Annotated in this window: 13 protein-coding genes; 2 read left to right on the top strand and 11 right to left on the bottom strand. The window is 46.1% G+C overall.

Annotated elements, in window-relative coordinates:
* Nucleotide 1: 1 nt before the first annotated feature.
* Nucleotides 2-718, bottom strand: coding sequence for a response regulator transcription factor (locus AMS66_RS02760; RefSeq protein ID WP_053779340.1), 717 nt, complete (start codon nucleotides 716-718; stop codon nucleotides 2-4).
* A gap of 160 nt (nucleotides 719-878) precedes the next feature.
* Between AMS66_RS02760 and AMS66_RS02755 the strand changes: the two genes are divergently transcribed.
* Nucleotides 879-1,652, top strand: coding sequence for a hypothetical protein (locus AMS66_RS02755; RefSeq protein WP_053779339.1), 774 nt, complete (start codon nucleotides 879-881; stop codon nucleotides 1,650-1,652).
* A 171-nt stretch (nucleotides 1,653-1,823) separates the two neighbouring features.
* On the opposite strand, the gene AMS66_RS02750 is transcribed toward AMS66_RS02755, so the two are convergent.
* From AMS66_RS02750 to AMS66_RS02705, 10 genes are all read right to left on the bottom strand, one after another.
* Nucleotides 1,824-4,340, bottom strand: a complete 2,517-nt coding sequence (locus AMS66_RS02750; RefSeq protein WP_053779338.1) for a glycoside hydrolase family 38 N-terminal domain-containing protein — start codon at nucleotides 4,338-4,340, stop codon at nucleotides 1,824-1,826.
* Nucleotides 4,294-5,331, bottom strand: coding sequence for an ROK family protein (locus tag AMS66_RS02745; RefSeq protein WP_053779337.1), 1,038 nt, complete (start codon nucleotides 5,329-5,331; stop codon nucleotides 4,294-4,296). Before AMS66_RS02745 ends, AMS66_RS02750 begins: the two co-directional genes overlap by 47 nt.
* Entirely contained in the window at nucleotides 5,328-7,232 is a 1,905-nt protein-coding gene (locus AMS66_RS02740; RefSeq protein ID WP_053779336.1) for a class I mannose-6-phosphate isomerase, read from the bottom strand. Before AMS66_RS02740 ends, AMS66_RS02745 begins: the two co-directional genes overlap by 4 nt.
* A 93-nt stretch (nucleotides 7,233-7,325) precedes the next feature.
* Nucleotides 7,326-8,252 carry a helix-turn-helix transcriptional regulator gene (locus AMS66_RS02735; protein WP_053779335.1) on the bottom strand — a complete coding sequence of 309 codons (927 nt, stop codon included), beginning with the start codon at nucleotides 8,250-8,252 and terminating at the stop codon, nucleotides 7,326-7,328.
* An 84-nt stretch (nucleotides 8,253-8,336) separates the two neighbouring features.
* Entirely contained in the window at nucleotides 8,337-15,596 is a 7,260-nt protein-coding gene (locus AMS66_RS02730; RefSeq protein ID WP_053779334.1) for an endo-alpha-N-acetylgalactosaminidase family protein, read from the bottom strand.
* Nucleotides 15,597-15,630: 34 nt separating this feature from the next.
* Nucleotides 15,631-17,805, bottom strand: a complete 2,175-nt coding sequence (gnpA, locus tag AMS66_RS02725; protein ID WP_053779333.1) for a 1,3-beta-galactosyl-N-acetylhexosamine phosphorylase — start codon at nucleotides 17,803-17,805, stop codon at nucleotides 15,631-15,633.
* Nucleotides 17,806-17,819: 14 nt separating this feature from the next.
* The gene (locus tag AMS66_RS02720; RefSeq protein ID WP_053779332.1) at nucleotides 17,820-17,999 is read right to left on the bottom strand and encodes a DUF6903 family protein; all 180 of its coding nucleotides are present in this window, start codon (nucleotides 17,997-17,999) and stop codon (nucleotides 17,820-17,822) included.
* Nucleotides 18,000-18,008: 9 nt separating this feature from the next.
* Nucleotides 18,009-18,902, bottom strand: a complete 894-nt coding sequence (locus AMS66_RS02715) for a carbohydrate ABC transporter permease (RefSeq protein WP_053779331.1) — start codon at nucleotides 18,900-18,902, stop codon at nucleotides 18,009-18,011.
* An 11-nt stretch (nucleotides 18,903-18,913) separates the two neighbouring features.
* Nucleotides 18,914-19,807, bottom strand: coding sequence for a carbohydrate ABC transporter permease (locus tag AMS66_RS02710; RefSeq protein ID WP_053779330.1), 894 nt, complete (start codon nucleotides 19,805-19,807; stop codon nucleotides 18,914-18,916).
* 95 nt (nucleotides 19,808-19,902) lie between these two features.
* Nucleotides 19,903-21,261, bottom strand: a complete 1,359-nt coding sequence (locus AMS66_RS02705) for a carbohydrate ABC transporter substrate-binding protein (protein ID WP_053779329.1) — start codon at nucleotides 21,259-21,261, stop codon at nucleotides 19,903-19,905.
* A 227-nt stretch (nucleotides 21,262-21,488) separates the two neighbouring features.
* Between AMS66_RS02705 and AMS66_RS02700 the strand changes: the two genes are divergently transcribed.
* Nucleotides 21,489-22,322: an AraC family transcriptional regulator gene (locus tag AMS66_RS02700; RefSeq protein ID WP_053779328.1), complete on the top strand. Its 834-nt coding sequence runs from the start codon at nucleotides 21,489-21,491 to the stop codon at nucleotides 22,320-22,322.
* The last annotated feature ends 216 nt before the right edge of the window (nucleotides 22,323-22,538 follow it).

Below are 22,538 nucleotides of genomic sequence, written 5' to 3'. Positions count from 1 at the left end.
ATTAAGCTTCACTCCGATCTGTTCGCATACGATACCCGTGTCCCCACACGGACTCGATGGGAAGTTCCTCAATCTTTTTGCGAATCCGCTTAATTAAATGATCTACGGCACGGTCACTGCCAAAATAATCTTCCCCCCAGACAAAGCTGAGCAGCTCGTCCCTGGTAAACGCACGATTCGGATGTTCAGCCAGTACCTTGAGCATGGTGAACTCTTTACTGGTCAGGTCCACTTCTTCCCCGCGCCATATGGCCCGCCTCTCTTCCAACATTAATTGAAGCTCTCCGGCATCAATTCGTGGCGTCGCAACGTCGCTCACAACCGCTTTTTCTCCCGCACCGGTAATCCTAATCCAGCGTTCCAGCTGCCGCTTAATACGGGCTACCAGTTCACGGGGGCTGAAAGGTTTCACCAGATAATCATCACTGCCCAGCTCAAGGCCAAGGATCTTGTCCACCTCGTTATCCTTTGCCGAAATCATAATAATCGGAACCTCTCCTTCATTACGGATGCGTTTGCATAATTCATAACCATCCATTCCAGGAAGCATAATGTCCATCACCCACATGCTCGGCGGACTTATTCTATGTAAGGACCAGGCATCCTCGGCATTTGCGAGGCCTATCGTCCGATAGTTCTCTTTGTGCAAATAAGCTTGAATCAGTGTGCGTATATTCTCGTCATCGTCTACAACTGCGATGAGGTAATCGTTATTCATGAACGGACCTCCAGTACTTTTCTCTATAGTGAGTATACCAAAGGTATAGGGAAGGAAAGAGCTTTGCCATTGTTTTTCCACAATTACACCAATATTGTGCCACACTCCTTCGGTAAATTGATAACTGTAAGACAAACCAAACCACAAGGAGTGTTACGAAATGAACTACAGTTTCAAATTCAGAAATGTTGCCCTGTCCGCCCTGCTGCTCACTGCGATCTCTGCACCGATTGTCGCGAATGCCGACAGCGACGCTAACGCCAATGCTGTCACAAACGGAACAGCCACCTTGAAAGAAGCGAAATTCTCCATTGCAGCCTTCACAATGGCTAATCCAGTGGAACTAGCTAAAAAATACGCACCAGATACCGTAAGCGAATGGGAAAAAACGTTGGCCAATTATAATAAGCTTCTTTCACAGACTTCTGTGTCCGCTGGATTGGCCAGTTTGGTTGCTGTTGACATAGACACTGACCAATGGAAGGGAACTTCCGAGAACGCCAAACCAGATGAGATGAAAGAAATGCAGACTTTGAAGATTGAGGGAGGCAAACTTACCTCAATTGAGGGAGTAAAGGCCGTAAAAGACGAACAATTACCTCATTCCGAAAGCAAGAACACCCTGTCTTTTTCTATCACCACAAGTAGTACTGATCTGAAGAATTTAGTGGAAAACGCCAAACCTGGAGAGGCAGTAGCCATCAGCCCCGTGGAACTTGACGAAAACACATCCGGAACACCAAGCGCGGTTATAGCAAATGCTGAAAGTCTTCAATTTAGCGGTACTACAGCTGCCAGTGCATTCTTCTTAGCACAAAGTAATTTGAATAATGCTGTAACAGCTAAGGACGAAGCGGCAATCAAGACTTCCCTTTCCGACCTTCTGAAGCAATACAAAGCGCAAATTACTGAGCTAGAGGTAGCTCAAGAGTAGGTTAAATACATTTCAGCTTTAACAACATCATTAAGCAAAAACGCCAACAACCAGCGAGCCTCCATGTGGAAGCCTGCTGGTTGTTGTTTTATCGGCTATAAGTTATATCTGCCATGTGTTATCTACTGCCTGCCCTGATCTTAAATGAGTCAGGGCTTTTTTCCACTCGGTTTATTTTTCATTAACCCGGGTAACCACAAATGGCTCGTTCAACGCATGCAGGGCTGCGGCCATATCTTCAACCGAAAGTCTGTCGCCAGCCGAAATATGATATTGAAACTCATAGAAGCCGCCCAATGTCGCTTTGAAATTCGTTTCCCAATAATTCGTCATCAGCCAGGCATAGGCTTCCGGTTGAGCGTCAGGTGCTTGCTGGGTGTGGACCTTTCTGGTCCCGTAATCCAGCGTTCCCCATTGCACGAGAGGTGTGTCCGGGACGGCAAGCAGCAGGCTACGGTCATTATCCTGCCAGGCAATGCCCGACTGTACAGCGGAATAATCCAGGCAAGTTCCCGGAATCTGATCCTTCCAGGGGCGAACGAGGCCTCCTGGCTTGTCGGCAAACAGGGTAACCGGCCCAGTGCCTCCCGGGGTGAACGGCAGGGCCAGATAAACGTTCTCCGGATTCCAAACGCTCTCTTTATGAAACCGCGCCGAAATATCCATTCGGTTTTGACGGGTATAGATTCGCAAGTGCAGTGAAAAATAGGCGATGCCTTTGAGCTGATAACCAAGCTCAACGGTAGCATACAGCGGTCCATTATCCACCGCGCGCACAGAGATGAGCTGACCAACCGAACGCTCCACGTTCAGGCCTTTACGGTTGCGTCCCATTTTTGAACGGACGCTCCAAACCTGAGAAGCATCCGCAGGGTTCGCTGGATTTGTCACCTCATAGATGGGTGTAAACGCCCCATACAGATCATCAGGTTTCAGCAGTTCGCGTCCTGTCTCCTTATCGATCCACGACACGATGCCGCGCTCTTTCGACCAAGTCAAGCGTACAAAAGGTGACTCCAGCCCAGTTTGGCAAACGGAGACCGGCGCTTGCTGTCCGCCCGTCGTTAAGGGATACATATCCTCCATATCGTACACCTGGTCAGCGCCGATCAGCTTCGAATTGGAGGTTGACGTTAAGGAAGAAAGACTCTTCTGAGCTGCAAGGATTGGGCGCAGGATCAGTATGCAGCTCTCCATGCCTTGGAGCTTAAGCTCCGCAATAATCGTCTGTGGGTGGCTTGACTGCTGGATCAGCACCTGTCCCGTGTCCTCCCGGATTACTTCTACTCCGTTCAATAGCTCATCCGGTTCCCATCCTTCAAGCTTCAACTGAACCAACTCGGTTACCTCCCGCTCCGAGAGATTCGTTACCTTGAAGCGATAAGGACGCCCCGGGTACAAGGTGGCGGCATTATCGGCAAGCAGCACCTGATCTAGCGCGCGGTAAGCAAGTCTGCTTGCCTCTGCAGCGTGAGCTGTCTTGCGAACCTCGAGCATCTGCACATTTTTGTGCCACGGTTCATAAACAGAGGAGTGATACCCCCAAGTGTGTTCGGCATAAAGAGTAAGCGCCTGCTCTACAGCCTCGATTTCCTGAAGACTAACACTTTTCTGTTCAGGGTCGAGCTTTTCCACCTTGCGAAGCGTCCGCTGTGCGTCACGGTAAATCTGAGTGTGCATCGGTGTGGAGCTTACACCGTCCGACCACCAGTCTGGCCAATCCCCTTTATGCACAGGCAGACCATCCGTCCCTTCCTCCTTCAAGCGGGCAAAAAAGGCGCTCAACGTACTCATCTCCACGGAAATTCCCTCGCCGTTTTGACGGTTCCATGCATCGATCCATTCCATGATTGCGCTATTGGGCGATCCGTTGTCTGTGGGCAATCCGGACAGCATCATCGGCACGAAATCATATGGATACTGCTCCGCCTCAAGTTGGGCCAAGTACCGGTGGATGCGAATATTGGCGATTTGATCATGAATGTTCGCTGGTTCCACAAGTCTGTGGCCGAATTCATCACGAATCATGTATTTGCCAAGCGCACCAGGGCAGAAGCCAAGCTCGTTGCCAAGCATGTAGTGGTCTCCATTCCAGACCAGCAGACGTTCTCCACTTGGGGCCTCCCACCAGAAAGGGGACTGTTTGCGGCCCAGCGCATACATGCCGTGATGGGTATGTATACAGCTGAATAAATGTCGGATTCCGTTATCCAGCAGGCTGTCGGCGTATCCCCAGCTGTAGCCATTGATATCCGCCGTCATCGCACTGTCTATTGGGCGACCAATAGATCCGGCATATTTCTGAGCTTTGCTGTGTATTTTGTTCAGCAACTGTAGGTCGGGCAGCTCAGTCATATTCAGATACGTGCCGGACAGCTCAATATCGCCGCGCCGCACGGCATCGGCAAATGCAGCTTTTTCCTCGTCCCCGGCCTGCTTCAGGAATTGTTCCACAGCCCAGAAGGTCTCACAGGTCCAGCGGAACCCTTTCCACTCGGGCTTCACGCCGTTATGAGCATTATTAACAACACGCAGCGCCTGACGGATAAAGTCGACATGATATTGTTCAATCTTTTCCTGCCTGTCGGTATAACCAAGGTCTGTATGAGAATGGTGAATGACGTATATTTTCCATTTTCGTTCAAGCGTCGGGATGGCGGCTTGCTTGATTTGTTGTTCGAGCGTCATATTTATTTTCTCCTTTGTTGGTCGAATAGGTATTTTTTACGAGCTGGAAAATCCCTTGAAACACGTGCTCCTGCATTTGCTTCTCATGATGCAGAAGAATCACCTCGGGCAAGAGCGCTTCTGAAAGCGCCCCGCCAAACAAATCATAGGTGCCCGCAATTTGTCCGCCCAGGATCAGACGGGCGGGGCGAAACTCTGCCACATACGGACGCAGCATTTCCCCTAGCCGCTGGCCGTAAAGCTGCCATACAAGGTTGGCGGAGGAAACTCCCTGTCTTGCCGCTATGGCCAGATGGTACACATCCTCCCCCTCCTTTCGAGCATCATGGCTGTCCGCCAAAGCCAAAATCCCTCGGCTTCCGAACAGATCATCCACGGTTTCTCCCTTGTACTTCTCTGCATACAACATGCCTGAGTCAGGAACTCCCCATTTTCCGCTAACCACGGACCCGTTCTCAACAAAGGCGGAGCCGAGGCCGGTTCCCAGTGTAAGGCAGAGCAACCTGTCCTGTGGAAAAAGCCGACTGACCCCTAGAGCGAACATAGCAGCATCATTGCCAAAACAAATATTTGCGGCGGCAAGCCGGGTCATCCATGTAGGGGCTGAGTGTTCCGCTGCAAGCGCCGTTAATTTGCGCCGCAGCAGCGTTTTTAAATTGCGTTCATAGAGCTGCTCGTATTTATTCAATCCCTGGATACGGGAAACGCCTGTTTCGTATTCAAAAGGCCCGGGGAAAGCAAAGCCGATATGAAAGTTGGGAAATCCGACCGGGGTCTCTTTATCGGAACTAAGCTGCTCCATGTAGGCGACGTATCCGGCGGCAAGCTCCTGAATCACATCGGCCAGATTGGCGGCAATTTCATACGCACTGCTATTGGAGCGCGACGACCTTTTGACATAAAATTGAGGCAGAAGATCCCCGTCACTCAGTACGCCACCCTTCAAAAAAGTCCCGCCTGCATCAATGGCGATCGTGACGTCAGGGTTCATAAGTGCTCACCAGATTTCCAGTGATGCGGAAGCAGAGGAATGTTCCACTCTGGCGAAACCTGTGCCCGGATCAGGGTGCACGATCGGTCACCCAAAGACTCCATTCGGAAGCCTCCAACGGAGGCGGGAACGATATACGCTTCTGCGTACCCCCATTCCACGGCCGCTGCCTCATCATCAAGCGGAGTGAGCCTCACCCGGTCGCCTTCTACGAGGTTGAACATGACAAACTCTCCAAACGTATCGTCAATCCACTCTCCGTCCAGCTTTAATCTTTTGACCTGAAAAAGCAGATCCTCCCGTTCACCCAGCAACTCTTCGCTGCTGGCTCCCTGTACCCGACACTCCCTTGGAATCGCTATCAAATGTTCCTGAACGTATTGGGTGTCAAATTGTTCCTTCATGTTGGGCCTGGCATGATCGCTGTTGATCGGTCGCGGCCGACCGTCTCTGTCTATCCGCAAATGGTCGTAAATTTTGAAGGTAAACCACCAGGTTGTCGAAGAGATCTCCAGCACCAGATTGTTTTTGCCCGAAAAATGTACGGCGCCAGGCGGGATCAGGAACAGGTCGCCCTTATTCGCATCCAGGATGTTCACATATTCTTCGACCTTTAGCGGTTTTCCCGAGGAATGGGCGGATTCAACCGCCTGAAGCAGCTCCTCCCCGGTTGTTCCCTCCGTGAAGCCCAGTCCCACAAAAGGTTTGGCGCCCTCCTTCTGCTCCATAATGTAATAGGATTCCTGCTGCGTCATCGTTTCATTGAAGGTCTGCTCGATGTAAACCTGCTGGGGGTGGACCTGCAAAGACAGATGATCCCCGTCTATCGTATCGAGATAATCAAACCGGATCGGAAAATAGTCGCCGAACAGCCGGACATTGCGCTCCCCCATAATTGCCTCAGGATGAGCGGACAGAAGCAGCGGAAAAGGAAGTTCCAAAATAAAATCACGATAGCCGATTAAAAGCGTGTTCTCCGGTGCGATCGGTTCAAAACCCCAGGCGGAGTTATTCCATTCCCGGGGCAGGCCGCACAGCTCTTTCAAATACTGTCCACCCCAAATTCCCGGTGCAAAAAATGGTTTTACTCGAAAAGGCTGCTGGGCCACTGAAGCCAACAGTCGGCGCAGCATGGGAACGGTGACCAGAACGGGCCGTTCCTGGTTGTTCGTATCCACATAGTAGTCAAAATTGTACAAGCGGCGTTTCCGATATTCCTCCCAGACGGGCCACTCCAGAAACAAGGCCTGTTTGTAGGTTTCGACCGTATCCCGGCAAGGACCTAAACCCAGGGAACCCATCCCCTGCTGGTGCAGGGTCTGCTGAGCCTCTCTGGATAAGTCACAAAAAAGTGAAATATCGGCCGGACCTGATGCTGCAGTAAGGAACCCAGAGCCTGGTCCAAAGGTCACAACAATGGGGGCCAACTGATCTGCCTTGGGTGACTGGGTCTCTGCATTTTCACCGGAATTATAAAGCTGCAGTTGATGTTCTACATCACTGAGCCATGCCTCCGGTGCATGTGGCCGAAAATAATCCTCAACGCTGACGTCCGAGGCCACAACGCCAAAAGCGCGGTTATCCGTCAGATAAGGATGAAACTGCTCCAGCAGATCTGCCGAAGGTTTTAAATAATCAACGCTATCTATTTCAATGAAAACCCTGTTCTCCCGGTGACAGCGCGACCGGAGCCTTTCCAGACATTCGCTGAATGCGGCGCCGTGCGTACCGTCCATATTAATATAAAAGGGTAGCGAATCGCTCCGGGCACAGTCGTACCAAATATGACTAAACCATTCTTCATACCCATTCCAGATCCCGGGTTCTGTCTCTTGATCGAGCTGAAGCCGGATGTAATTGACCGGCTCGGTATTAAAGGGCAAGGGGGCTATTCGGGGCATGCTTATACCTCCAACTCTCTATCGATTTATGTCATCATTCTATAGGGAGTTGGAGGTGCTGTCTTTAAACGATCAAGCTATGTTTTTGTACAATCAGGACATTTGGGGCGGAAAGTGCATTTTGCCAGAACGGCCTTCGGCAAACTGAATGCGGCGGAATTTAGCCGGGGAAACGCCAAGCTCGCGGGTGAAGATTCGGGTAAAATAATGCACGGATTGGAACCCGCACTGGATGGCGATATCTTTGATTGGAGTCTGTTCATTTAACAGGAGCCAAGCGGCATTCTGCACACGTCGTTCCTGAATGTAGTGGACGAAGGACTGCCCCAGATTTTCCTGAAACAACCGAGTCAGATGGCGCGACGAAATGTGGAGATGCCTTGACACTGTCATAAGTGTAAGCTCATTGATCAAATTATCATCAATATACCGTTTAGCCTGGCGGAACAACGTATTTGGTTCCATGGGTTGCTCTCCTGTATCGGCCGAATCTGTTCTGGCAGGAACGTGCAAATCCGCTATCGATAACAGAAGAGAAGCGGAAATTTGCTTTACAGCAAGAGAAAGAGTTGCCCCGGGTAAGTCGAAAGAAGCGATGAGCGCTTGCCATAAATGCCCAGTCGGCGTAAGGTCCGCTTGCTTGGCTACGCTTTGCCCAAGCTCGGCAAGACGACGGAAGGATTCGGTATAATAAACATCCGTGTGAGCTTCATCCAGTTCAAAAGCAACATAACAGAGCGTCAGCCCAGTCTGGCTGCGGATTTGATGCCATGTGCCTGGAAGAGATAGAAAAGCTGTTCCTTTAGTTAAAGCGTAATGCTGGTTTTGTTCTATGTAGCTTCCTTCACCGTCCACCACATAACAGGCCTCGAAAAAGGAATGCCGGTGGAAGGCATTATCGAAATGGTCAGGCATGAATCCCCAATACAAAATGGATAAGGAAAGCCCCGTCTGCTCCACTTTTGTAATATAACGATTGCATATGTGATTGGCACGGCGAAAGCTGGCTTCGATGGTCATGACTCTTCTCTCCCTTCAAGCTCTCATTATACGTTTGCATAGCAAAAAGGCAAACCGGAAGTCGGTCTGCCTTTTGAGTATTTTTCAACCAGGTAAATCAGATTTGTCCGTTGAGCAATACGTTAATAATCTGCTAAATAAAACAGCTGCCTCAGCTCGCGTCAGATTACGTTTCGGATTTAGTTTATGATCCGGTGTTCCTTGAATGAGACCAAGCTCAATGCAAATCGCTAATGCTTCCTTGGACCAGATTCCTGCCTTATCCGCATCTGTATACTTAGAAAGTACCATTTTCGTCGTATCGGAGACCTCTGGCAATCTTCCTTTCATTTCAAGCGTTCTTACTATAATAACGGCCATTTCTTCACGGCTTAAGGGTTTCATAGGTTCAAATAAATTACCCGCATAGCCTTTAAACAAACCTGCATCCGTTGCAGCACGAACGTCATCTTTATACCACTTATCTTCTGTTACGTCTTTAAATGATGTTGACCCACCAGCCTTAAGACCAAATGCTCGAGTTAACATCGCTGCGATTTCAGAACGGTTTATAGTCATATCTGGAGCAAATTTCTGATCATGAATGCCCTTGATAATGCCTTTGCTCGCAAGAGCTTCGATTTCCTTGTTTGCCCAGTGACCAACCGTATCCACAAACGCTTTGGGCTTGGTGTTACCCGTATCGGGCTTAGCTCCTGTTTCGTTATCCTTATCAGACCCATTATTCGTTCCTGTGTCAGGATTAGGATGGGTCTCTGGTTTCGTATCAGTACTTGGATTTGATCCGGTATCTGGATTTGATCCTGTTCCTGGATTCGTACCCGGATTGCTGATGTTCTTCGCCTTTACTTTTACAGTCGCAATCGCTTTGAGGTCCGTCCCCATGACCGAGCCTTTCACCTGGAAAGTACCTGCCTGTGCATAATGTGTAGGATCAATCGCTTCCCATACAACCGCGGCCTGTTGGGTCGTATGATTACTCAAGGTTACGGTTACTTTCGCAGGTAATACCGGTGTAGATCCAGCTTCCGTTTCAACCTGCACATTCTCAATGGCTACGATGTTAACTACCAATTTTGCTTTAATGTAGAAATCATCCAGAATTAAGGCGTAATCAGAAGTAGGACCTCCAGCGCCTTTGGATACCATTTTGAAAATAACTTGGTAATCATTTTGATCACCTGTCGTGAATTTTTTCTGGAAGCGAATATAACCCCCATCTTCACCCGCTTTATTACCCGGATTAGGTAGTGTGCCCAGTGTTTCCTTCAACACAATTTCCCCTGTAGAACGTGATTGTAAAGAAACCTCATAACCAGCATACTTTTCTAAGGTATAAATAAAGCCTAAGTCATATTCTGTGTTTGGTTCCATTTTCACGCTGGATTCATTCGTTTTTATTAATTTACCAACATCGGTTTCATTAACTTTCAACGAATTCTCACCATCCAGAACCCAGGTCATTACAGGACCAACCTTTTTCTCAGATGCGGATACAACTTGGTTGTTATCCTGTTTATTACTTTGATCGGTTGCAATATGAATTTGCCTATCCCCACCACCGTACTCAAAAGGACCCCAGCCTTCGTACACATTTTCAAAATCCTCATATACAACGTAGCTCTTATTCGTAGGGTCTTTCTCTACAGTTGTATGCTTCCAAATACGCACATCATCAAATTGAACAGTACCCGCTCCTGGATCAGCTACAAGCTTAACTGTTGCAGAATTAATCCCTGCCGGAACCTTGAATTCAACATTCATTCTTTGCCATTTGGTGTCCACGAACTTGAAGGATGATTTATGGATGCCATCTTGACCTGTCACATTATTGGAATAAGTTTTACCATTAACCGTGACCTGAAGCGAGGATTTTCTCCCCTTCTCAGTCTGTGTCCACACTCCAACCGTGTAATCCTGACCAGGCTGCAATCCGGTAATCTCCTGTGAGATTACACCTGAATTACTGCCGACCTCTGCGTATCTGTTCCAATTCGATTTATTCATTTCTTTAGTAATATCGTATTCTGTATCCCCTTGAACAGTCTTAATTGTAATGTTTGCTGGATCATCAACGGTCCATGAATCTGGAACATTGAACTTCTCTGAATTGAAGGCAAAATCCTTGATCAAACTGCCTTCTCCCCAATTCCCTGCATTAGGCACCAAAGTCAGGGCATCAGCAGATGCTGGATACAATACATAAGGCGTATTTTTCTTTGCCTTAGTAATCGTAAGAGATTCATTCCGAGCAACCAGAGTATCAACTAGAACTTTACCTTGTTGGGTCAATTCGTACATATTAAATTGCTTTACATCTTTAAATTCATCCGTCAACTGCCAAGTGGTCGAGTTACCTGTTGTGTTCCAGTGGTACAACTTCGCACCATCGTTAACACCTAAGGTTTGATTAGCTTTCATATCCCAAACCCATGGAATTAACGAGTTAGCCTCACCTGTATGGCGCACTGATTCATCGGTAGTTGTCCCGGTATCTTTCCAAGAAGAGATCAGCTTTCCATTCTTGGTAAGCTCAATCATACCGGTGGATTTATTTCTCATAGAGACGACATCATTATCAAAAATCACTTGATCTTCTTCATATTTCAGCACACCGAAATGCTGCATATACTTCGTCGGTAATACTTCATTGAAGAATACCGTTACACCTTGCTGTACGTCTGGCTTAGAATCACCCCAAGTGGTCACACCAGGAATTTTTTGTCCTTTAAACAGAGCGTTTCCTACAAAAATATCCAGATTGTTCTTCACCATTCTAGAAAGGATACTCTTGTTCCCTTTATTGGGATATCCCAAATCCGGACCCCAGTGAACAAAATCCACACCCGGCTCTATCGGACCAGAAAATTCTGTTCCTACTTTGAGTCCAAGATCATTGGCATATTGCAACAATTTATAGGCATTGTAGTCATTGCCGGTATACACGTCAACATAGAAGAAATCCAGCGTAGGATCATTAGGGTCGTTAGGGTCCTTTGTGAGATTATATAGATTGGTGAATCGGGATTTCAGTTCTCCACTCAGGACATCCTTCGTTTGATCTACATAATAAGCCGTATCAATCCAATCCCAACCTTTGGAGAGCCTATCTGTCTTCGGTCCATTAGCTGTAGCCCCAGTTAAATTGGAGTAATCCAATTCGTTGGCATCAAGATGGTATTCGGTTGCATTCAGATGCACACCGACATGAAGGTTGTACTTATCCCCCTCATCGATCAAATAATTGAAATCATGCAATCCACCTTGTCTTACACCAATATTGGAGTAGGAAGGAATATCATCATCATGTCCTTCCGCCTGATAGCCCTTATGCAGGATCATCTGTCCAAAACCGTCTGTAAAATTGTACAGAACTTTTCCCGTATCCAAACTGTTCAAGAACGGATCATTGGCTTGACTAGCAAAGTTGAAGGCAATGTACATCATATTGTTCTTCATATCCTGCGCGCCAAATGGCTCATTGTAAATTTCCGTTCGGTAAGCAACAGCGGCATCCTGCCAATCTGTCTTATCGTCGTTATTGCGTTCCCCAGTGACGACCACTTCATACCATGGTAACTCTTCAGTCTCACTGCTTTGAAGATGTCGATACGTCCAACTGCCTGGCTTCACCGTTATTTTATTGACAAGTGGTTTTTTCTCAGTGGTAATTATCAATTTGTTGCCACCACTCATGACGTTGTCCTCTGCCGATGCTGCCAGGCCATCTCCACTCACCATAACCATCGTTACACCGGCCGTACCGCTCTGCTTCATAAGAGACATATCGTCAACCAATTCCTCCGAGACTCCGTGCCACTCCCCGTTTGACTTACTCCATGCATACGATGCATCTTTCATTGAACTATTCACATGGATCAGAGCGTTGTTCATTTGAATCGAACGCACTAGGAAATCCGGGCCGTCAGAAATTTTATCAATTTCGAATCGAACTACATTGTTCGCCTTTGCCTCGAGATGCCCATCAATCACAACGCCGATCTCATCAAACGTCATCGTGTACTGATATGTGCTAGCGTTCTCTTTCTTCGACACTGTACGTGGTACGTAATCCTTATTATTAATCTTCAAGCTATTCGTTTGCTCCACGTCAGCCTGCAGCGTGTGATGATCCACTTTATACTCTACAATGCCTGGAAAATCTTTATATACCGTAACGGTCATACCATCATTCTCAATCGTATCTGTCTCTTGCGCCAGCTTGAGCTTGGGTAGCGACTCCAGTTCCACTATTTTCAGGTTACACACCGTCATTTGTTTGGTTCCATACCATGAACGAAGACCAAACCAACCCGGCACAACAGCCATCGATTCTTCAGATATTGAACCCATATCCGTAGTTATGCCATCAGGACCAGTAATGCTGAGACTAACCGTTGTTCCTACCAGACGAAGCTCAATATAATAATCTGTATTTGCTTGCATCTGATACGTATTCGGAAAGGATATCTCATTCCCGTTGCTTGTTGTGACCTTCCACTTGCCATTAATGTCATGAACGACACTTACATATTTGTCAGTAGCCGAACCTCTTACAATAAAACCATAACGACCGCCATCTGCTCCTGCGGACACGTTCGTGTTAAAATCAAAGGCTACTCGCTGATCAGCGAATTTAGGGCTATCCTTATCCACGGCTAATGAAACCCCTGGCATGTTCAATCGGATTTGGCTATTTCCATTAGCGAGCACCTCTGGTTTACTGTTATCAAGCGGACCCCAGTTCTGTGCTTTATAATCTGGTGCATACACGCGGATCTCTTCTGCAGTGATCGCGTCTATCTTAGCTTGAATCGCATGGGACGCAGAATTATAAATGCCAAATGGTCCTGGTGTATATCCAGTTACCGTACTATTGCCAACCCTAATTCCATTCACATAAAGACCTAATTCGTTCTCAATCATTTCTACTCGTATCGTATAATCTTTGCTAGATGTAAGTGCTGTAGCATTGCCGATGACAAAAGCATCATTACTGCCATTCAGCTTGTATTTCCAAGTCCCCGGACTTTCCTCGTAAATCACGATATTTCCAAGTGTAATCCCCGCGGCTCCATCCGTCTGCATTTTCACTTGATATATGCCGTTGGGTACCGGATTTACATCCTTATTGACAGCAGCCGTCCCAACATCAAGCATCCCTTGCAAATATCCATTTGAAACTTGCGGCGTATCCTTAAATCCTTCCCAATTCACGATTGAATCACCTTCATAATACTCTTCGTATCTCAGCTTGCCGACATATGATGAAGACGTATTCATATCAAGAAATTCTTCAGTAAAAACAACATTATCGATATACATGTAGTTCTGCGCAACTACCCCAAAAGCCCCTTCCCCAAACTGCTGCCCTGTCGGTAAGTTTGCTTGCAATGTAGCGCCGTTAATACTTAAGGTTACAGATTGATCAGAGTATTGAAGTCCAACTTTGTTCCATGTATAAGGTACAGGACTGAAATCCATAGCATCAGAAGCGACAAAGTCAGTGCTGATCCCGCCCTTATTCAACAACACCCATTTCGTCCCTTCATATTTAACAATAGCACCATCGCCTATAACAAATCCGATATCCTTAGTTGCAGGTTTCACATCCAACATATATGTCGCACTTTGCAAGGACGGTGCATCCATGTTCATTACGTTGTCCTTGATATTGGAAAGTCTTAATACCCGGTTACTGCCTTCTGTAATAATCGTAGAATCAGCACCAGTCCAGGTACCCTTAATTCCATCCTCGAAATCATTACTGTATTGTGCAATTTGTTTGGGTTCAATGATCTGATTCGTATACTGTAGATTGTCGATCTGTAGTTCTACAGTACTTCTAATGCGAAGACCGAAGCGCCCCGCTGCTTCTGAAAATTGATCAAAAGTAATGTCGCCAATTCGCTTTTTATTCAAAAAAACCGTTATCTTCTTCCCATTAAAATTAAACATGAGATTGTTCCAACGCCCTTGAATCGGATAAGGAATCTCTTGCTTATCTCCCCAACCCGTATTGGACTCCGGTATCCAGCTGCTCGGATCAACCCCGAGTTCATTAAAAATACTTGCTGAATCATTCATTCTGAAACCAAATGCAAATCCTTGTCCGCTAACCAATTTGTCCGGATTAACCAGTTTGAAATCTAATGAGAGAGTTCCTTGTTGAATTTGTGGCGAATCCAGATCCACGCCTCGTTCACTAGATCCTTTTTTAAGGGAAAGAACTTTATTGCCCGTAATATCCGTCACGACCGTTGCTTTCAGCCCCGACCAATGTGGTGCATAATTTGAGTCTTCATAATCTTGAACATAATTAACAATGTTTGAAGGTTTCTCCTTCGTCCCCACACCTTCAATTCTCACACTCTTGATGGCAATTTCTCCTGTAGCATAGCGCTTATACAGCCCTATCTGCCCTAATCCAGATAACGAACTCAATAAATCAGTATTCTTATTGTAATAAGTCACGTCGTCTACAATGATCAAAAGCTTCGTACCATTAAAGCCAATCTGAATGTGATAATCTGTGTCCATTTTTAGTTCTGGTCCGTCAAATGTTTCCCACTTACTTGTTCCATCCGGACTCTGAATAACCCAGGTTGTGCCGGAATCATAACGAATAGCTATGCCTTGGTTACTCTCATTAGAGCCTAGAACAAATCCAATATTGCTTTGATTTGTGCTGGTATACCGCATCATTGTATCTATGATTCCTCCGGAGAGCCAAGGAGCCTTATCCCATGTTGCTATAGCTCCACTACCTCCCAGATTACTGATCGATACTGTCAATCCGTTATTTACTGAAGTCGTTCCATTTCCTTTGACGAAAGTCATGGCTTCCGGTTCCATAGACTGATAGTTATTTGTATAAGAAACAACCTCTTCGTTACTTGGAACATTATTTTTCACTTCTTCTAGGAAAGCACCTATATCTACATTTTCTGTTGTTTCCATACCCTTTTCAAGAACCGTGATTGCAGCTTCGGCTTTAATACTCGTTCCCTCTACAGATCCCTTTACGGTAAATGTCCCTACCTGCGCATAATCAGAAGATTCAATTGAATCCCAGCTCACCATGACTTCTGCGGTAGTGCTGTCACTGTATACCGCTTGTATTACCGATGGAATTTCTGGCTGCTCATCAACGTATGTTTCAACCTTAATCGGGGGGATGCTCTCGATCATTTTTTCCTGTGGCTCAATTGGCAATTCACCAAATTCTCCTGAAGTAGCATAAGCAGTATTGCTTGGGAGTACCATCAACTGACTTGAAGCAACCAATAAAACCATCATCCAAATCCATAATTTGAATATCATTTTATTATTTTTGTTGAGCATCAAATCATTCCTCCTACAATAGAATGCTGGATTTTTATATTTCGTACCACTTGATCTCATTGGCATCCAACTTCAGTGAGAAGCTGGAGCCATTACCGCGATAAACGACGGTTTCCTGTGGCTCATACGTATTATTCACCACGCAGTATTTGCCCTTTTCCACATAAGCATGAACCTCAACATTATAGTTCTCACTGAACCAGCTGTTCAGCTCCTGATCACTGTGGGCGCTCCAGAGAATCGCACGGTACAGCAAGCGGCTGTTCTCGAAGCTGTACGGTAAACCGCTTATATACACGCTTCGCCCGTCGCCAAATTCGTTCACCGCGAGTTGAACTTCCTTGTCCATTTGACGGAGAATTGTAGTACCTTCAAGGGCAAAAATATTTTTCTTGCCTTCTCCAAAGTCGATTTCCTTGCTTCCATCCGGATTGGTTTTACAATCTGCGGTAATGAAATGTTCATGCTCATCCCAGTTATATTTGTCATAACCCAGCGTAAAGCCGCGTTCTTCCTCTACTCCGAGGATATTGGCCAGTTGGAAAAAGCGCCCGTTTGCTTGATGCGCTGTGGGTTCGCCAACACCGATAAATCCACCGCCTTCATAAACAAACCTTTTTACGGCGGTAACGATATCCGTATCCAGCCACCATTCTCCGCCCGTATAGGCCGTATCTGCATCTCCGACGTTTAATATGACGTCGATATCATCTAACACGGAAGGATTTTCTTTGATGTCGTCAAAGCTGATGAATTTCACATCGAAAGGTGCGCCAGAGAGAGCTTCAATAATACCGGCGTAACTGTAATTTTGCTTGTAATAAAGTGCATGATGGACCATATGGTTTCCCCAGGCCCGCATTTTGCCCCAACAGTTAAGCACGGCTACCGACTTGACGCAATACGGCGTCGTTCCCTGTACGTTATCATAGAGCGTACGGAACTCATCCGTAACGCTTTCTACATACTCAATAAACTCGGGAAAATCAAGGGCTAGCTTAAGATATCCACCGTAGCCAATCCGATCGATCGGTTTGCGGAGAATGGCGCGTCGTGCGGTAACCCAGTTTACTTTGGCTTCCTTTACGGGGTCCCCGCCTGTATGAAAGGTATCCGGGAAAAAGTAAGGTAAGAACCGGCCTTCTGTATATTGCACGCCAGGTATGTCGCTGATTAGTCTTAGTGTTGAACCGTTACCTACACTTCCGACTACAGCATCAAGACCGATCGATGCAAACTCCTCCATGAAAGGTTCTGTGCCGATCCAATGATCACCCAGGAACATCATGGCCTCCTTACCGCATTCGTGGGTAATATCGACCATTTCCTTGGCTAGTCTCGCCACTTCACGGCGCTGAAACGCTTGGAAATCACTGAACTCCTTGGTAGGTATTCGATAGGTGTTATTGTAGTAACCTTGGTCGATAATAAATTCAGGTCTGAACCGGTACCCGATCTCTTCCTCAAACTGTTCGAGGATATAAGGGCTAACTGAGGCTGAATAGCCGTACCAGTCCACATATTTTTCACGAGCAAGCTCATCAAAAACCAGAGTGAATTGGTGAAAGAAAGTGGTATAGCGGATTACATTGACATACGGGTGATCTTCAATAAACTTGCGGATTCGCTCCATCGTGTACTCACGAGTCTTCGGTTGTCGAACATCAAAGGTAATTTGATGCTCGACATCTTTCCATTCATTCGTAACCGCATTGTACATATGAACCGGATCCCACATAATATAAGCTAAAAAACTAACCGTATACTCATGGAACGGATGGGTTGAAATGGTCACATCGCCGATTTTGTCGTCATAGCTCCATTGTTCGGTCGGAACGACCTCTCCGGTCGTACGATTGATGACTTCCCACCAGCGCTGAATATCGTCGCGACAATTCACATTGAGCATGTCGGGGTAAATCCCCTTCATCAGGGAAATGGACAGGCTTTTGCCTTCAGCAGTATGAATCGGTGTCATCAAATACATTTGTTGAATCTCGTCAGGGTTGGCATTGGCCCATACGTTATCCTTACGGGTTGTATAATAAGTGGAATAGACCTTGGCATTGATATCTCGCAGCTCGGCGGGAAAGTCGGTTCCATCACAATCGCGCACAGCGTCGGCTCCCCAGCGTTTCATGATCTCCAGGGTTTGCGGAATAACGTCTAAATCAGTAGGTATCGTTACACGTCCTCTTTTGGTACTCATAGTTGAAAACTCCTCTATTTATATTTTCGGTTATGTAACCACAGCAAACCGATCAGCATTGCAAGCCCAAGCAGCATAAGACCCAGTCCGGGCGCTCCAATGTTCTTTTGGCCGACAATTACCAATCCCATTCCGACGATAAAAACAATCAACATCAACAGATTGCGCAAATAATTCTTTGTAAAATCGTCCATTATCGCATCTTATCCTTTCAGCCCGCCCATCGTCATGCCTTGGGTTAGCTTTTTTTGTACCTGAATATATATAATCAAGGTTGGAAGCATGACCAGCACCAGACCTGCATACATCTGGCCATATTGAACTGCGGATTTTTGCGCTGCCATCAGGTTCATTAAGCCTACAGGTAATGTCTTAAGGGTCGGTTTGGTCAGGAGCGTCATGGAGATGATATATTCGTTCCAGTAGGACAGGAAATTGAACAGAATAACCGTTACGATGCTGGGTTTAGCCATAGGCATGATGACTTGCACCATAGTACGGAAATAACCAGCACCGTCCACCGAGGCCGCTTCCTCAAATTCTTTGGGCAGCGATTTAAAATATCCCGACATGAGATAAATGGTGAATGGCAGTGCCATCGCAGCATATACCACTGCAAGAATAAACAGGTTGTTCAGCAAAACAGGGTGCCCCAGAATGCCACGGAACATCTTGTCGCCGTTGTTAAGCATGAGAAAGATAGGAACAATGATATAGTTCACATTAATAAACAAACCCGCCATAAACATCATATTCCAGAATCCATTCCCTCTAAATTTAAAACGCGAAAGCACATAGGACGCAGGCAACGCCACAATAAGCAGAAGCCCTAGTGCGATTACCGTAACCAATACGGAATTAAGCATAAAAGAACCCATTTTTGCCTTCAGCCATGCATCAGCAAAGTTCTGAAGATGCATCCCTAATGGCAGTGCCCAGGGGTTGCCGTAAAACTCACTGTCTTGTTTGATGGAGGCCATGAATGCCCATAGCACAGGGATGAGGATGAGGATGGCTAAAGCGATCAGTATAACGTAAATGAAGCCTTTATATAATTTGTCGCTAACACCTTTACGTGAGCGTTTGTTTGTATTCATCTTATCCCCTCCTAAAATTCCAAATGCTCTCGTCTGGTGACTGCGTTTAGGACCCCAGCTAGTGCAAACGAGAACAGGAACACAATTACACCGATGGCCATCCCATAACCGTAAGAGGAATTAGTATAAGCTTCTTTATACATGTAACTGAGGAACACTTCGGTGGCACCGTCGGGACCGCCGCTTGTCATCGTCATCACAAACAAGAAGCTCATGTTAATCGTACTGATGATGAAAAAGGTGAGCGTGGTCCGTATGTTCGTCCAGATTAAAGGAATGGTTATCTGGAAAAACTGAGCCATTCGCCCAGCACCCTCAAGCCCTGCCGATTCATATAAGCTCTCTGGAATGTTGGCCATACTAGCCATGTACATAACCATGTAATAGCCGATCGCCTGCCAGATCATGGCGCCTGCAAGACTGAAAATAACCAATTTCTGATCCCCTAGCCATAGAACGGGCTCTGCTTTTAATCCGTGAAAAAGGTTTAGTAATGAGTTCAAAAGCCCGCTGTTCGGATCGTAAATTGCAGAGAAGATCGCACTGATGACAACGACAGACAGGATGTTCGGAATATAGAAGATTACGCGTAAAACGTTTTGCCCCTTGAGTTTTTCACGTGTGAGCATCGATGCAAACAGAAGTGCGAGAGCAAAGGTCACGATCGTAACAACGACAATGAGCAGAACACTATTCTGAAAGGTCTGATAGAACTTGTCGCTATGAAAAAGCTTATTGAAATTCTGTAAACCTACGAAGGTTTTGTTATCGGTGTAGCCGCCCCACTTGTACAATGACATCCGAAAGACATCGATCGTAGGGATAACTAAGAAAATAGCAAAAAGGAGGACGGCGGGTGCTAGACAGAAGAAGATAAAACGTCCTCTTCCTTTTTTCATATCCATGGCTTTCTCTCTCCTCCCAAAGGTCAGATCATGGTGGTCAGCAAAGGTTGCCCACCATGATTCTGAGACATTCTCAAGGCCTCCGGCCTCTTTAACTATTTCAATGCTCCGCGCAAGGCATCGCTTGCTTTAATGATTCCCTCAACCCATTGCTGCTGTGTTTTAGCACCTGTGACCAGGGAATCAATGGAAGCAAACACCGAATCAGATATATTCACGCCTTCCACAGGGTCTGTCGTTGCAAATGCACCCATAGCAGCCTTAGCCCCATTGTCATAGATGCTGTAGAAGAGCTTGTTGTCTCCATCCAATTTGTCGGACATGCCCTTGATCGGTTGAATCGCGCCAACCTTTGCAAAAATATCGGCTGCCTCATCGGAATAAAGATAAGCAATAAACTGTTTTGCCAGATCCGCGTTTTCCGCTTTGGCAGGAATCCAAATTTGTTCGAAGAAGGTATAAGAATAACGGTCGCCACCGTCTTTTATTGCCGGAAGAGCTGTGAAGCCCCATTTGAAGCCTTCTGCTCGCGGAGCTTTGCTCATTTCACCAACGACCCAAGTGCCGTTAGGCATGAAAAGTGCTTTATTATCCAGAATTAGTTGTTGATTTTTAGTAAAGTTATCTTTATTGGCATTAGCAGGAACCGTTTTCTCGGTGTAAGAAGCCAGTTTACCAATCAGTTCAACAACTTGTTGAGCTTCTGGGGTTTGCCAAATGCCCTCGTTGTAATGCGTTACTTTTGTGAAAAAATCCGCGCCTCCCACCTCGTTCAGCAAGGCATAGAAGAAGGAGTCAAAATATCCTGATGTCGGATAAGCAAACAGTGAGATTCCCTCGGCTTTAGCTTTATCACCTAAAGCCCACATTTCGTCCCAAGTCGTAGGAACTTCCCAACCTTTTTGTTCAAACAAACCCTGGTTGTAGAACAAACCGGTAGGGCTGTAGAACATAGGCATGAGATAGGTCTTTCCATTGTTATACGGATTCGTGATCGTTGTATCAGTGAAACCTGGAATCAGTTTATCCTTCACCGTAACACTTTCACCAGGAATGGTCATGGACAGCACATCCGAAAGATCGGTAAGGTTATTATCTTTCACAAAGGTTTCCGTCAAACCCTTCGGCTGGCCCGTTGCCAAATGGATGACATCAGGAAACTCACCGGATTTCATGGCTGGTCCAATGACATCTTCGATATTTTTGTCGATAGTTGTTTCAACTTTCACGCCAGGGTTGGCTTTTTCAAAGGCCGTCGTGACTTCTTTCCATACATCAGCCCCGTAAGCAGTTTCCAAAGCAGCAAGCTTAAGAGTCCGTTGCTCCGTAGAAGTTGCTGAGTTCGTGCTGGATGAATCCTTTGTTGAATTAGAGCCATTTTCAGAAGAGTTCCCACAGGCTGCCAAGCTAAGTGTCAATGCTGCCGTGATTGCAAGGCTAAGAATCTTTTTCATAAATCCATTCCCCCTATATTTAGTGATTATAAGTAACCGCTTTCATCATTCTCGCCCTTCTAATTTATCTTAACGGTCTCTTTATATCTACATACATGTTGCCGTTGATTTTATATATCTTGCTAATATAATAAATTTATAAATTAACAATTTTTTCAGTGCATAAAACGCAGAAGTTGGTTTATTTGTAGGCCACTAAATTAAATTGAGGAAAGGGCGGACTGCAAATGGGAAATGTACGTTATTGGCTTCCCGGAAAGGGACGTGGAGAGATTCCCGCAAAGTTAATCTATGTTAGCTCTTCCATTTATGAAGGGGATTGGTTCAGCATTCGTCATTCACATAGCTTCGCTGAGCTATTTTATGTCCGAAGTGGACGAGGAAATTTCATTGTAGAGGATGAGATTTTTTCGGTGCAGCAGGACGATCTTGTCATTGTGAACCCGAATGTAGAGCATACCGAAGTATCAATTGGTAGTGACCCTTTGGAATATGTAGTGCTTGGGGTTGAGGGGATGAGTTTTGATTTTGGAAAGAAAAGTGGTACCCGTAATCATGAAATCATTAATTATTCAAAACAGAGGAATGAACTCTTGTTGTATTTCAACGCTATGCTTTCGGAAACCGAAAACAAGAATGAGAACTATGAGGACGTCTGTCAAAACTTACTTGAGATTGTAATCATAAGTTTAATGCGAAGATCCGGTCATCCATTCTCTGTCGTAACCACGCAAAGGGCTGACAAGATATGCAGCCGGATCAAACGACATATCGATTCGAACTATGCGGAGGAAATCTCGCTCCACTCTCTGGCGGAGAAGGCGCATATTAGCAAATATTATCTGGCACATACTTTCGCTAAATATTACGGTATGTCACCTATCAATTATTTGAATGAGGTCAGGATTCGTGCGAGCAAGGAGCTGCTGGAAACCACAGATCTTTCCATTGCCCAAATTGCAGAATCCACTGGTTTTTCGTCTCAAAGCTACTTCTCACAAAATTTCCGCCGATGTTGTGGCCTAACTCCAAGCGGTTACCGTCTTCAGACAAAAAAGTGAGCTCAATCGCGGGTATAGCATCAGAACTGTACAGTTGAACTCCATGTTCTTTTAACATAGCACTGAATCCGCCAAATTCATGATCTGGGTATAACTCTCGCCTGATCCATTTGCCCACTAGGGGAAAGGCCTTATCCCATTTATCTCTTGCACCTACCTCATGAAAAAAGCCCATGGCTAATTGAGGGCTTTTAAAGTGTACCCTTTGTAAAGGAC

This window comes from Paenibacillus xylanivorans (assembly GCF_001280595.1).
Taxonomy (GTDB): Bacteria; Bacillota; Bacilli; order Paenibacillales; family Paenibacillaceae; genus Paenibacillus; species Paenibacillus xylanivorans.
The sequence above is the reverse complement of the archived record's forward strand: the minus strand, read 5'-3'. Positions and strand labels throughout refer to the sequence as shown.